Genomic DNA, 13,225 nt, shown 5'->3' on the forward strand with positions numbered 1-13,225 from the left:
GAGCCCTTGGCTCGCCGCGACATCAGGCCAGCAGACGATCGTGGTGCTCGGCGCCGCGCAGCATGGCCTGGATCAGTTCGTTGGCTTCAAACTTAGTGAGCGCCTCGTGGGCGCCGACCTGATGGGCCCGCTCCACGCTGATCTCGCTGGAGAGGGAGGTGTGCAGGATGATGTAGGCTCCCGACAGCTTGGCATCGCTCTGCACCTCGAAGGCCAGCTCGTAACCATCCAGCCCCGGCATCTCGATATCGCTCACCAGGATGTCGATCCGCGTGCCCTGGGAGACCCGGGTCTGCATCAGGGTGAGGGCGTCACGTCCGTTGGTGCAGACCTCGTAGGGGATGTTGATGTAATCGAGCGCCGCCATGAGCTGGCGACGGGCGACGGAGGAGTCGTCCACCAGCAGGATCCGCATCGGCTTGAGCCGCTCGCGCTGCACGTCGGTCAGCACGGGGTAGAGATGGCTAGGATCGTCCGGATAGACCCGCGACAGGATGAGCTCCACATCCAGCAACTGGATCAGCTGCTCTCCCACCCGGGTCACGCCGGTGACGAAGACGTTCTGTCCCAAGGAGGGAGGGGGCGGCTCGATGTCACGCCAGTTGCACTCGGTGATCTTGTCGATGCCCCGCACCAGAAAGCCCACCAGGGTGCGGCGGCAATCGGTGATGATGATGAAGCAGCGGGGCATCTCCTCCCGGCTGATGGGGCGGTAGCCCACGGCCATTGCCATGTCGATCACCGGGATGGTGGTGCCGCGCATGCTGGCGGCCCCGAGCACGGTGGGATGGGATTGTGGCAGGGCGGTGAGCTGGGTGTAGGGCACGATCTCCTTCACCTTGAGGGTACCGATGGCGAAGGATTGTCTGGCAGAGAGGTGGAACAGCAACATGCCCTGGGATTGGTTGGCCTTGCTCGTCATGGCGGATGTCCTGTTGATCTAGTCGGTGACGGTCAATCGGGTGTTCAGCATAAAGGATGGTGACATGAATGACTCCTTTGTTGTTAGCGGCGGTGAGCCGCAAAACTGGATTTCTTTTGCCATCCTTTTATGCCTCTCTTATCGGGTCGCGGACGGCTGAGGGGAGAGGGGCGCCCCGAGCCATTGCAGATGAGCCTCGGCCAGCGCGCTTTCATCCCGATAACCCAGCCTGCTCACCACCTGTGACGGCGTGCTGCCGCTTCGCAGCAGGCGAATCCCCTGCAACAGTTGCCACTGATCCTTCAGTGCCCGGGCGTCCGGGCCCTCGAGACCGCGAGTGCCCAGCAGGGTCTGCCAGGCAGCCACGCTATCCGGCTGCGCTCTGGCCAGGGCTTGCCAGGCATCTTGCAATGCCTGATCTCCCAGTGACGAGATGGTGCAGCCATGCAACTCATCCCCCACCACTTGCAGCCGCTGCCCATAGGGGCCTTGCCAGTCGCGGGGGCGTGACCAGGCCGCCAGGCTGTCCAGCAGTACGTCCATCAACGGGCTTGCCTGCAACCAGCCAGCCTGGGCGGGCTGGGGCACCCGCACGGAGCAGGCCAGCAGATCATGCTGGCAGCCAGCCAGAGGGGTGAAGGCGGCGAGGGCATCGGCACAGAGCCAGAAGTGGCTGCCAGGTGTCAACAACAGCTCATGGGCACCCAATTTCAGCAGCGCCGCCCCCTGGGTGACGCGCAGCAATTGGCCCATGGGGGAGCGCTTGCGGGGGCCGACCTGAAGGGAGGAAGTGGAAAAATGCTGATATTCGATGGCGTGATGCATGTAAAAACCCTGATATGATGCTGCCTGGAGGTAACAAAAATGGAAACCAGACGTAAAAAACGCTTCATTGCCGGGGCGGTTTGCCCGGCGTGCGGCAAGATGGACACCATGATGCTGTATATAGAGCATGGAGTCGAGAAGGTGACCTGTGTCGAGTGCGGGGATACCCAGGTGCAGACCCAGGAGCAGGTGGACAAGGTGACGCGCGAGGCGGAGCAGGTGATTGGGGTGTTTCGTCCCGAGTGAGTGCCATGCCTCAAGGTGATGGTACGCCGGTCAGGCTGGTCGCTGTTGATGACTTTTTCATCACACCGAAGCCGGACCGACCATATGCTTGTCTGCCTTTTTGAGGTATTCTGAGCCCGTTTTTTTCTATCCGCAGGATCCCTGACATGAAAGTAGCTCCCCTGAGCGTGGTTACGCTGGAATACACGGTCACCGACGAACACGGTGAAGTCATCGACACCACTGTCGGTAAAGAGCCGCTGGTGTATCTGCACGGTACCCGTTACCTGGTCTCCGGCCTCGAAGCCGAGCTGGAAGGCCGCAGCGTGGGCGAGGCGTTCGACGTCACCCTGACGCCGAACCAGGCCTATGGCGAGTACGACGAGAATCTGGTGCAGGAAGTGCCCGGCGAGCTGTTCGACGGTATGGAAGTGTCTGAAGGGGATACTTTTGTGGCCGAGACCGACGACGGCCACCGCCCGGTGACCGTCATCGAGGTGTCCGAGGAGTTCATCAAGGTGGACGGCAATCATCCCCTGGCTGGCGTGACCCTGGGCTTCAAGGTCGAGATCAAGGACGTACGTGCCGCGACCGCCGAAGAGCTGGCCCATGGCCATGTGCACGGCGCCGGTGGCTGCGGTCACGATCATGGTCATGGCCATGATCACGGCCATGATCACGATCATGACCACGGTGGCTGCTGTGGCGGCCATGGTCACAACCATGCACACGATCACGGCGACGATCACGGTCACGGTGGTTGCTGCGGTGGTGGCGGTTGTGGTGGCAAGGGCCATCAGCACTGATCACGGCCTGGCCGATGATAAAAAAACCCGCGCATGGCGCGGGTTTTTTTATGGCTGGCACTCATCAGTAGTGCGGTGGCGGCGTCTCTTCGGCCATGCTGGCGATCTGGCTCGGCTGTACACTCTGCAATTTATCCACCAGTAGATGGATCTGGTGTTTGAGCCGGTCCAGCTCGCGACCCTGGGTGGTGACCTCGTCGTTGAGCTGCTCCACCGTGTATTCGGCAAAAGCGAGGCGGCTTTCCAGGGTTTCGAGGCGTTCGTTTAGTTGCTGACTCATGGGCCTTTTGGTCCTTACTTGATAGTCCAGATTTCAGCCAGGCCACTGGAGCTGGCACTGACGAGGTGGTCATTGTCGCGCAAAGCCACGCCATAGACCACAGCGCTCGGCGGTTTCACCTTGGGATGGGGTGAGACGCGCCAGCTCTGCAACGGCTGGCCGTCACTCACCTGCCACAGAGTGAGCTGGCGGGAGGGGGCGCCGGTGATGAGCCAGTTGCCGCCGTTGGCAAAGCGGGCGCTTGTGTAGACCTCGAAGCGGTGATCATATTGCAACCGGCTGTGCTCCTTGCCGGTTTTGAGATCCCAGATGCTGGCCTGGCGACTGTCTGCGGTGAAGGCGAAGCGTCCGGACGGATCCAGTCTCGCCATCACGACTCGCCCGGCGTGGTTGAAGCGCCACACCACCTGGCCCGTGCGGGTGTCCCACAGATAGGCGCTGTAATCGTTGCCGCCGGTGAGGGCATAGCGACCGTTGGGGGAGAGATCCACCGTGTTGACCTGTTCGGTGTGGCCGAGGAATTGCAGCCGGCGTCCGGTCTGGGTGTCGACCACTTCCGCCTTGCCGTCTTCACGGCCGATGAGCACCTGGCGGCCATCCGCCGAGATCGCCGCATCGCGCAGGGGGGATTCTGGCAGGGAGTAGTAACCCTGGGAGCGGCCATCCTGCAAGCGCCAGATGGCGAAGGTGTGCTGGGTGGCGGTGATGGCATGGCTGTCATCGGGGGAAAAGCGGGTCAGGGTGACGAACTCCTCCTGGTCATCGCTCTGGCGCCAGCGCCAGCGCTCCTTGCCCTGTTCCAGATCCCACACCACAGTGCCCTGACCCAGGCTGGAGACGAGCGCGAGCTTGCCGGAACTGGCGAGATCCGCGCTCAGCAGACCCTGGTTGGCGAGGCGGATCTGCTGGCTGGGAAGTGAGCGTTGTTCGCACCCCGTCAGCATCAGGCAAATACCGATGAGATAAATGGCACTTTTGATCATTTTTCCTGTCTCATGCTTTCGTTACCTGCGATCACGGCGTTAGTATAAGGCGCTTATCACGATAAACCTCTCATTTCACGAAGGAACCGAGAGCGGTATTTAGAGTTTTGGAGAAACTGATGAACAATTTTCTGAAGGTGTCCCTGTTGGCTGCGGCGGTTGCCGTCGGTCTGACTGCTTGCCAAAAAGATGAGAAACCTGCTGCGACCAATACCGCAGAGGTCAAGGCAGAAGCCAGCAAGCCGGCAGAGGCCCCCAAGGCTGAGGCCAAGAGCTTTGAAGAGCAATCCGGCTATGCGATCGGCCTCTCCATGGGTCGTTATATCGCCAATACCCTGGAGCGCCAGCAGGAGCTCGGCATCAAGCTGGACAACACCGTGATCCTGAAGGGTGTCACCGACGGTCTGGGCAAAGAAGCCAAGATGACCGACGAGGAGATCCAGAAGGTTCTGCAGGAATACGACGCCAAGATCAACGAGCTGACCAAGGCGAAGGCCGACAAGGATGCCGTGGAAAACCTGAAGAAGGGTGAAGAGTTCCTGGCTGCCAACGCCAAGAAAGAGGGCGTGAAGAGCACCGAGTCCGGCCTGCAATATCAGGTCGAGAAGATGGGTGACGGCGCCAAGCCGAAGGCCACCGACATCGTCAAGGTGCACTACACCGGTACCCTGACCGATGGCACCAAGTTTGACAGCTCCGTCGATCGCGGCGAGCCGGCTACCTTCCCGCTCAACCAGGTGATCCCGGGCTGGACCGAAGGGGTGCAACTGATGCCGGTCGGCTCCAAGTTCAAGTTCTTCCTGCCGTCCAAGCTGGCCTATGGCGAGCACGGTGCAGGTTCCATCCCGGCCAACGCCGTGCTGGTATTTGACGTAGAGCTGCTGGCCATCGAAAAACCGGCTGCCGATGGCGACAACGCCAAGAAATAAGCTCAAAGCACCATAAAAACGGCTCCCCAGGGAGCCGTTTTTGCTTGTGTATTGTCGCAATCCCCCGGATAAAGCGATGAGGCCGTCTTGAGTGTGTGGCGGCTAGCCCCCAGAATAGACAACAAAATCAAGCGCAAGGATGGATCTCGTGGCTGAAAGCAAACCCCGTGTCCTGTTGGTGGAAGATACCCGCAGTCTGGCGGTCGTCTATGAGCAGTATCTGGCCCAGGATGGCTACGAGGTGCAGCTGGCAGATTGTGGCCAGCAGGCTTTGGCACAATTGCTGGCAAGCCCGCCCCCCGTGGTGCTGCTCGACCTGGAGTTGCCCGACATGTCCGGCATGGACATCTTGCAGCAGATCACTGAGCGGCAACTGCCCTGCTCCGTGGTGGTGATCACCGCTCACGGCTCGGTGGATGTGGCGGTGGAGGCGATGCGGTTCGGGGCCTTCGATTTTCTCACCAAGCCGTTCGATGGCAAGCGCCTGTGCGCCACGGCGCGCAACGCCCTGAAACACCAGCAGCTCAGCTCGCTGGTGGCCCAGTATCGGGAAAACTTCGAGCGCAGCTCCTTTGCCGGTTTCATCGGCGCCTCCATGGCGATGCAGGCGGTCTATCGCATCATCGAGAGCGCGGCGCCGAGCAAGGCCACCGTCTTCATCACTGGCGAGAGCGGCACCGGCAAGGAGGTGTGCGCCGAGGCCATCCACCAGTGCAGCCCGCGTCGGGATCAGCCCTTCATCGCCCTCAACTGCGCCGCCATTCCCCATGACCTGATGGAGAGCGAGATCTTCGGCCACGTGAAAGGGTCGTTTACCGGTGCCCAGGGGGATCGCAAGGGGGCGGCCAGTCTGGCGGACGGCGGTACCCTCTTCCTCGACGAGATCTGCGAGATGGATCTCGACCTGCAGAGCAAGCTGCTGCGTTTCATCCAGACCGGCACCCTGCAGCGGGTCGGCAGCGGCAAGCTGGAGACGGTGGATGTGCGCTTTGTCTGCGCCACCAACCGGGATCCCCTGGTGGAGGTCAAGGCCGGACGGTTTCGTGAAGACCTTTACTACCGGCTGCACGTGATCCCGCTGGCGCTGCCCCCCCTGAGGGAGCGGGGAGAGGACATCCTGCTGCTGGCCCGGGAGTTGCTGCTGCGTTATGCCGGTGAGGAGAACAAGCGGTTCAGGGACTTTGATGCGGACGCAGTGCAGGTGCTGCTCGACTACCCCTGGCCCGGCAACGTGCGCGAGCTGCAAAACGTGGTGCGCAACATAGTGGTGCTCAACGATGGCGAGCTGGTGAGCCCGGATATCCTGCCACCTCCCCTCAACGGGGGGCGTACCCTGGCCCCGGAGCCTGCGGTCGGGATCGCGGATCCCCAGTCAGAATCCGTCGTCGTTCGCAGGCAGGTCCGTCCGCTCTGGCAGGTGGAGAAGGAGGCCATCGAGCAGGCCATCGCCAGTTGTGACGGCAACATCCCCAAGGCGGCGGCCCTGCTGGAAATAAGCCCTTCCACGATTTATCGCAAGAAGCAGGGCTGGGAAGAGGCGAGTCCGGCCTGAGCCGTCACCTCTGCTCCCGGGCAGACATGCTGATGTGCGGGGCGGCCAATTGGCCGCCCCGCACGCTTATCAGAGTTTGGCGAGCTGCTTGAGCCTGGCCAGCCGTTCTGCCTCGTTGGCGGTGAACCAGCCATCCTGTGACAGCAGAAACCAGGCGCGGGAAAAGAACTCGGGTGCCGCGGGATCATTGAGCACGAGTGCATTCTCCCCCAGCTCCTCGAACACATAGCCATCCTCGGGGGTGCCTGCGGCGGCCATGTCGTCGCGCAACTGCGCCAGTTCGGCCATGGCCTGTTCATGGCGCTCCTGGGCCCGGCTCAGGCGCGCCAGACTCCAGCGGGCGATAAAGGCTTTGCCCTGGTTGTTGTGCTGCTCGTGCCAGGCCAGGCACTTTTGTTGACAGGCGATGGCCTCGTCGAGGCGACCCAGCTCGAACAGGGTCCAGCCCTGATTGTTGTAGAGGGTGGCGAGCCAGCCCCGTGCCCGCTTGTCGTGACTGCGCTCGGCCAGGGTCATCGCCAGCTGGTGCCAGTGGCTCTGCTCCTCCAGGGGGGCGGCGATGGCCACCATGTGGGCCGCATCGATGGCCAGATAGTGCTCTTCGTACTGCTCTCCCAGTTGCCAGGCCTGTTCAAACAGGGCTCTGGCGCTGGCCTTGTCACCGGCGGAGTTGAAGGTGCGGCCACGCTCCAGCAAGGCGCGCAGGCGGGCCCGTGGAGTCGCCTCGGTGAGGCGGGGTTCTATCTCGTCGAGCAGCTGGTGCGCCTGTGCAAACTGGCGTTGCAGCGAATGGGTGCGGGCTATCTGGGTGAGGAGCTCCAGCTCCCATTGCAGGTTGGTGGCACGCGCCTCGGGCAGCAGTGCTTGAAAACGCTGGGCGCTGGCGGCGGGATCCTGATAATCCCACAGCGCCATGAAATCGGGCGGATTGTTCATCTGGCCTCCATGCCGGTTATCCGCCCACCAAGATGCCTGAAGGCCATTCTTTGTACAAGAAGGGGGGCTGGCGCCATCGTGACGCCAGCGCTTGCCGATCAGTAGACCATGGCAAGGCTCATCAGCATCAGACCCAGGGCAGCAAAGGCTCCCTCCTTGATAGCCAGGCGCGGTACCAGCGCCTTGGGCAGGGCAGGGAACAGGCTCAGGGCAAAGCCGAACCCCGGCATCAGCCAGTGGAAAGCAGGGCTTCGCAGGGCGGGATCCGCATTGCCATTGATGACGATGAGCAGGATAAAGAGGGTGAAGGCGGGCAGGATAAACCAGCGGGCATGGCCGGCGGCGACCGCCCGCAGTGGCGAGATGCGATAGAGCACCAGGGTCACGAGGAAGAGGGCGAGGGGAGCCAGCAGATAGAGCGGGGCCGGGTTCATGATGAGTGTCTCCTGACAAGGGGGGCAGAGTGTAGGCAGTCCAGGTGGAGAATGACCAGTCCCCCGCGCCCGGGCTGTGAAGCGGATCGCAGGGCAAAGGTTTGCCTGGGCAGGATCAGCGGAACCAGAACCAGAGCACGGCAAATACCAGCCAGCTCAGCATCAGCAGGATCCAGGGCAGCGGGTGCTGGCGGGTGAGCTCGATGACCTCGGCTTCGCTCTCCTCTTCCCGTGTCTCTTGGGAAGAGTGCCTGGCTTTGGCTTGCAGTTTCTTCTGGCGGCTGGCCTCGCGGGCCTTCGCCTTCATCTGTTTCTTGTATTCGTCTATGCCCTTCTGGATCCCCTGGGCGATGAGCTGGGTTTGCTCCTTGGTCTGCCCTGGCTTCTGGTTGGCACGGGCGATCTTCATCGCCTCCTGCTGGGTTTCGGGGGAAATTTTGTCGTACTTGGCCATTCCAGGCACTCCTTGGCATTGATTGGCGGGCAGTATGCCATAACCGTTACCGGCGGGCTGCCATCATGGGGGAAATTGCTCTGTGAGTGGGGGGCCTCTGTTCCAAATAGGGGAAACAGGTTGCGTGGATGATCACATTTGGCGGAATTTGTGAGTCGCCGATGAAAAACCGTCACATGTTGTTTGTTATATTACCGCCCGATCCTGGATAGGGTCGTCCAATAACAAAATAACAAGGTGATATGGAAATGAATTATAAATTTGTCAAAGGAAGTATCGCACTGGCAGTGCTTGCCGCATTGAGCGGCTGCAATACCTCAAGCAACGACAGCGTCGCCCCCTGCACCGAAAATGTCTGCAAGCTGACCATTTTGCATACCAATGATACCCACGGTCGTTTCTGGCACAACGACAAGGGCGAATATGGCATGGCGGCCCAGAAGACCCTGGTCGAGCGGCTGCGTGCCGAGGCGAAAGCGGCGGGCAGCGAAGTGCTGGTGCTCTCCGGCGGTGACGTCAACACCGGGGTGCCAGAGTCGGATCTGCAGGATGCAGAGCCGGACTTCATGGCCATGAACAGCATCCGTTACGATGCCATGGCGGTGGGCAACCACGAGTTCGACAACCCCCTGACCATCCTCGAGAAACAGCGCCAGTGGGCCCAGTTCCCGATGATCTCCGCCAACATCTATGACAAGGCGAGCGGCAAGCGCTACTTCGATCCCTACAAGGTGTTCAAGCTGGAAAGCGGCCTCAAAGTCGCCGTGCTGGGTCTGACCACAGAGGACACCGCCCAGCTGGTGGATCCCAACAACGTCCAGACCCTGGAGTTCCGCGATCCGACCACGGAAGCCGCCAATCTCGGCAAGCAGATCCGCGACAACAAAGAGGCGAACCTGGTTCTTGCCATCACCCACATGGGCCATTACGAGAATGGTCAGCACGGCAGCAACGCACCGGGTGACGTGGAAATGGCCCGTGCGCTGCCGGCAGGCACCCTGGACGCCATCATCGGTGGTCACTCCCAGAACCCAGTCTGCATGGAGCCGGGTACCCCGGACAAGTACGCCGACTTCAAGCCGGGCGACGACTGCCAGCCGGATCAGCAGAACGGCACCTGGATCATGCAGGCTCACGAGTGGGGCAAGTATGTGGGTCGTGCCCAGTTTGACTATCAGAATGGCAAGCTGACCCTGACCCAGTACGATCTGATCCCGGTCAACCTGAAGAATGCGGACGGTGATTTCATTCAGGAAGAGATCGTCAAGGATCCCGAGCTCTACAACACCCTGCTCACCTATCAGGAGAAGGGACAGCAGGAGCTGGGTGTGGTCATCGGTGCCACCGATGGCGTACTGGACGGTGAGCGCGCCAACGTGCGCAACAAGCAGACCAACCTGGGTCGTCTCATCACCACCGCGACCGCCGAGAAGCTGAGCACCGACTTTGGCATCGTCAACTCCGGCGGGGTGCGTGCCTCCATCGCGGCAGGGGACATCAGCTACCGTGACGTGCTGACCGTGCATCCGTTCGGCAACACCGTCAACAAGGCGACCATGAGCGGCAACGAGCTGCTGACCTACCTGGGTCAGGTCGCGACCAAGACCGCCAATACCGGTGGCTATGCCCAGTTCGGCGGCATCAAGATGACGGTGGATTGCCAGGCCAAGAGCGTGGACATCGCCACCATCGGCGGCAAGGCCTTCGATCCGGCAGCAACCTACAGCTTCTCCATCCCGAGCTTCAGCGCGGCCGGTGGTGACGGTTATCCGAAGATCGACACCATCAATGCCGGTCTGGTGGATGCCGGTGTGCTGAAGGATTATATCGCGGCGAAGAAGACCATTCAGGTCGCCGATTATCAGCCGGCCGGCGAGGTCAGCTATATCAACTCCACCTCGGTAGAGGGTTGCAAATAATCCCTGCACCCCGAGCCAATAAAAAAGAGAGGCAGCCATGGCTGCCTCTCTTTTTTATTTTCAATGTCATCAGCAGTGTCTCTCGGGAAATATATCCGGCCACGGGAAGCTGCCCCGAAATAGGGCATGACACGATCTGATGGCAATAAAAAGGCGACCCTGAGGTCGCCTTGATGAAATGGGTCGGTTGAGCCTTAGAGCTGCTCGATGCCGACGATATGCCAGGGGGCATTGTCCTTGGCGAGATCACGCTCGAGGTGCCACACCTCCTTGATGTCCTCCTCGACCTGCTCCTGACGATCCATGTAGCGGCCGCTGAAGCGCACGCTCACCTGGGCCCAGTCGCTGCCGTAGTCGGCACGGACCAGCTGGGTGTCCACGTACATCACCTCGGTGTGCTGCTCACCGGAGAGCTCGGCGCGTTCGGCCTTGAGGTGCTCGAACAGCTCGGGGCTCACGTACTCGCGGATCTTCTCCAGGTCGTTCTTGTTCCAGGCCTCTTGCAGGGTGCGGTAGTGATCGCGGGCACCGGCCAGGAAGCCGTTCATGTCAAAGCCCGGGGGCAGACGGAAGGGCACGTCGCTGTCGGCAAAACCGGTGGCCTGCGGGGCGCTGTGGCTCTGCTCGAACTGCTGGGGGGCCGCGCTCTGGGGCGGTTGATAGCCCGCATAGGCCGTCTGTGGCTGGGCCGCTGCCGCCTTGTTCCTGCGCAGGGCTCGGAACAGGAAGACACCGCCCAGTGCCAGCAGGGCGATCAGCAGGAAGTCCATCCCTTGCAGACCTTCGAAGGCACCGCTGCCCAGCAGGTAGGCGAACAGGCCGCCGGCCAGCAGACCACCCAGCAGGCCGCCCATCATGCCGCCTTTCTTGGGTGCCTGGGCGCCCACGGTCGGGTTCTTGGTGTCGACCGGCTTGGCTGCAGGTTGGGCCGGAGCCGTCTTGTAGCTCTTGCCAAAGGATTTGCCGCCACCAAGTTTCTTGGCCTCGGCGATGGGTGCCCCAAGGCCAATGGCCAGGATCAGGGCAAACAGGGTCAGCATCTTTTTCATTTTGACTCTTTCACTCTCATGTAGGTGGGGGCATGCTCTGCTTGTGCAAGCTCAGCGAGGCGCATGGCAGGCTGCCAGTCCCTTTTTGTGTTGCAGCTTGCGGGTATGATTATCACGGATGGCATGAATTATTCATGAACAGATTGAGTCGTCCGACAGGGGAGGCGCCCATGAGACACAGACGGCCGAGTCGCTCGGTGCGCAGGCTGCGCAACAAACAAAGAGCAAGAACGAAGGATCAGACCCTGGTCTGGCCCTTTCTCGTACTGTGAGGCAGGTCTGCGGCGCACAAGTGGATGACGCTGACGAGGCCTGGGTCCCGTCTTGTCGCCGGATGCGATGACGGGACGTATTAGCACTCGCGATGGCGGGGTTTCTTTTGTAAAATTCCCGTCCCCTTCCCGCTGCGGTTTTTATGTGTATGGCAGAGCAAGTGACGGCGAAAAAAGACGCCAAGACACAACAGCTGAAAGTACCTCCCCACTCTTTTGAGGCCGAACAGTCCGTACTGGGCGGCCTGATGCTGGACAACGAGGCCTGGGATCGGGTCGCCGAACGGGTGATCGACAAGGATTTCTACAGCCGCCCGCACCGCCTGATCTTCCAGGCCATGACCCGCCTCTCCAACGCGGGCAACCCCATCGACCTCATCACTCTGCAGGAGGAGCTCGAGCGCTCCGAGCAACTGGAAGAGGCCGGTGGCTTCGCCTATCTGGTGGAGATCGCCAAGAACACCCCGAGTGCCGCCAACATCAGTGCCTACGCCGAGATCGTGCGTGAGCGGGCGGTGGTGCGGGAGATGATCTCGGTCGCCAACGAGATAGTCGAAGCGGGCTACGAGCCCCAGGGCCGTACCTCCAACGATCTGCTGGATCTTGCCGAGAGCAAGGTGTTCCAGATCGCCGAGCAGCGCACCAGCGCCAACGAGGGCCCCCAGCCCCTGAAGCTCATCCTCGAGCAGACCGTCGACAAGATTGAAGAGCTGTTCAAGACCCCCCACAACGGGGTGACCGGCGTGTCGTCCGGCTACAACGATCTGGACAAGATGACCGCCGGCCTGCAGCGTTCGGATCTGGTCATCGTCGCCGCCCGTCCCTCCATGGGCAAGACCACCTTTGCCATGAACCTGTGCGAGCACGCGGCCCTCACCGCCGACAAGCCGGTGCTGATCTTCTCCCTCGAGATGCCCTCCGAGCAGATCATCATGCGTATGCTCGCCTCGGTGGGCCGCATCGACCAGACCAAGGTGCGGACCGGCCAGCTCGACGACGAGGATTGGGCGCGGCTCTCTTCCACCATGGGGCTGCTGCTGGAGAAGGGGAAGATGTACATCGACGACTCCTCCGGCCTCACCCCGACCGAAGTGCGCTCCCGTGCCCGTCGGGTGGCGCGGGACAACGGCGGCATCAGCATGATCATGGTGGACTACCTGCAACTGATGCGGGTGCCGGCGCTGTCTGACAACCGTACTCTGGAAATCGGTGAAATCTCCCGCTCCCTCAAGGCGCTGGCGAAAGAGTTGCAGTGCCCCGTGGTGGCGCTCTCCCAGCTCAACCGGAGCCTGGAACAGCGGGCCGACAAGCGCCCGGTCAACTCGGATCTGCGGGAATCCGGCTCTATCGAGCAGGATGCGGACTTGATCATGTTCATCTACCGCGACGAGGTCTATCACGACGACAGCCCCGACAAGGGGATCGCCGAGATCATCATCGGCAAGCAGCGTAACGGCCCCATAGGACGAGTGCGGCTCACCTTCCAGGGTCAGTTCTCGCGTTTTGACAACTACGCGGGCCCGGCGTTTGACGATGACTACTAAGTCGGGAGCCTGCTCCCGGCATCCATAAACAGTTTTCCCGGTTCGACAATTCTGCCGGTCCGGCCTTAGACGATGAGATTTGAGGGCTGACACCA

14 protein-coding genes are annotated in these 13,225 nt (G+C 61.4%); 6 read left to right on the forward strand and 8 right to left on the reverse strand.

Annotated features, from left to right (window positions below):
- Nucleotides 1-22: 22 nt before the first annotated feature.
- Nucleotides 23-922: a chemotaxis protein gene (locus tag AB5Y54_RS08065; RefSeq protein ID WP_368153443.1), complete on the reverse strand. Its 900-nt coding sequence runs from the start codon at nucleotides 920-922 to the stop codon at nucleotides 23-25.
- Between the two features lie 138 nt (nucleotides 923-1,060).
- Nucleotides 1,061-1,747, reverse strand: a complete 687-nt coding sequence (locus tag AB5Y54_RS08070; protein WP_302098068.1) for a hypothetical protein — start codon at nucleotides 1,745-1,747, stop codon at nucleotides 1,061-1,063.
- A gap of 39 nt (nucleotides 1,748-1,786) precedes the next feature.
- On the opposite strand from AB5Y54_RS08070, the gene AB5Y54_RS08075 reads away from it, so the two are divergent.
- Together AB5Y54_RS08075 and AB5Y54_RS08080 are read left to right on the forward strand one after the other, a co-directional pair.
- A complete protein-coding gene (locus tag AB5Y54_RS08075; RefSeq protein ID WP_041211197.1) occupies nucleotides 1,787-1,993 on the forward strand; it encodes a YheV family putative zinc ribbon protein in 207 nt (68 codons plus the stop codon).
- A 146-nt stretch (nucleotides 1,994-2,139) separates the two neighbouring features.
- Nucleotides 2,140-2,778, forward strand: coding sequence for a peptidylprolyl isomerase (locus tag AB5Y54_RS08080; RefSeq protein ID WP_201920545.1), 639 nt, complete (start codon nucleotides 2,140-2,142; stop codon nucleotides 2,776-2,778).
- A 64-nt stretch (nucleotides 2,779-2,842) separates the two neighbouring features.
- Here AB5Y54_RS08080 and AB5Y54_RS08085 read toward each other — a convergent pair whose 3' ends face one another.
- Both AB5Y54_RS08085 and AB5Y54_RS08090 read right to left on the reverse strand, forming a co-directional pair.
- Entirely contained in the window at nucleotides 2,843-3,058 is a 216-nt protein-coding gene (locus AB5Y54_RS08085) for a SlyX family protein (protein WP_010673249.1), read from the reverse strand.
- A gap of 14 nt (nucleotides 3,059-3,072) precedes the next feature.
- Nucleotides 3,073-4,041, reverse strand: coding sequence for a WD40 repeat domain-containing protein (locus tag AB5Y54_RS08090; protein WP_104454674.1), 969 nt, complete (start codon nucleotides 4,039-4,041; stop codon nucleotides 3,073-3,075).
- Between the two features lie 119 nt (nucleotides 4,042-4,160).
- Between AB5Y54_RS08090 and fkpA the strand changes: the two genes are divergently transcribed.
- A complete protein-coding gene (gene fkpA / locus AB5Y54_RS08095; RefSeq protein WP_029313875.1) occupies nucleotides 4,161-4,970 on the forward strand; it encodes an FKBP-type peptidyl-prolyl cis-trans isomerase in 810 nt (269 codons plus the stop codon).
- A 148-nt stretch (nucleotides 4,971-5,118) separates the two neighbouring features.
- Nucleotides 5,119-6,522 (forward strand): sigma-54 dependent transcriptional regulator, encoded by a 1,404-nt coding sequence (locus AB5Y54_RS08100; protein ID WP_039040075.1) that lies wholly within the window; start codon nucleotides 5,119-5,121, stop codon nucleotides 6,520-6,522.
- Nucleotides 6,523-6,591: 69 nt separating this feature from the next.
- Here AB5Y54_RS08100 and AB5Y54_RS08105 read toward each other — a convergent pair whose 3' ends face one another.
- The 3 genes from AB5Y54_RS08105 to AB5Y54_RS08115 form a co-directional block, all read right to left on the reverse strand.
- The gene (locus tag AB5Y54_RS08105) at nucleotides 6,592-7,458 is read right to left on the reverse strand and encodes a tetratricopeptide repeat protein (RefSeq protein WP_201984507.1); all 867 of its coding nucleotides are present in this window, start codon (nucleotides 7,456-7,458) and stop codon (nucleotides 6,592-6,594) included.
- Nucleotides 7,459-7,556: 98 nt separating this feature from the next.
- A complete protein-coding gene (locus tag AB5Y54_RS08110; protein ID WP_201920540.1) occupies nucleotides 7,557-7,892 on the reverse strand; it encodes a hypothetical protein in 336 nt (111 codons plus the stop codon).
- Nucleotides 7,893-8,007: 115 nt separating this feature from the next.
- On the reverse strand, nucleotides 8,008-8,346 hold the full coding sequence (locus AB5Y54_RS08115) for a DUF2956 domain-containing protein (RefSeq protein WP_104451749.1): 339 nt from the start codon (nucleotides 8,344-8,346) through the stop codon (nucleotides 8,008-8,010).
- 248 nt (nucleotides 8,347-8,594) lie between these two features.
- Between AB5Y54_RS08115 and ushA the strand changes: the two genes are divergently transcribed.
- Entirely contained in the window at nucleotides 8,595-10,265 is a 1,671-nt protein-coding gene (gene ushA, locus AB5Y54_RS08120; RefSeq protein WP_139700100.1) for a bifunctional UDP-sugar hydrolase/5'-nucleotidase UshA, read from the forward strand.
- 194 nt (nucleotides 10,266-10,459) lie between these two features.
- Here ushA and AB5Y54_RS08125 read toward each other — a convergent pair whose 3' ends face one another.
- Complete coding sequence (locus AB5Y54_RS08125) at nucleotides 10,460-11,314, reverse strand: Tim44 domain-containing protein (RefSeq protein WP_010673257.1); 855 nt, start codon at nucleotides 11,312-11,314, stop codon at nucleotides 10,460-10,462.
- 421 nt (nucleotides 11,315-11,735) lie between these two features.
- Between AB5Y54_RS08125 and dnaB the strand changes: the two genes are divergently transcribed.
- Complete coding sequence (gene dnaB / locus AB5Y54_RS08130) at nucleotides 11,736-13,130, forward strand: replicative DNA helicase (RefSeq protein ID WP_039040054.1); 1,395 nt, start codon at nucleotides 11,736-11,738, stop codon at nucleotides 13,128-13,130.
- Nucleotides 13,131-13,225: the final 95 nt, after the last annotated feature.

This window comes from Aeromonas sp. s9, assembly GCF_040907765.1.
Classification (GTDB): Bacteria; Pseudomonadota; Gammaproteobacteria; order Enterobacterales; family Aeromonadaceae; genus Aeromonas; species Aeromonas caviae.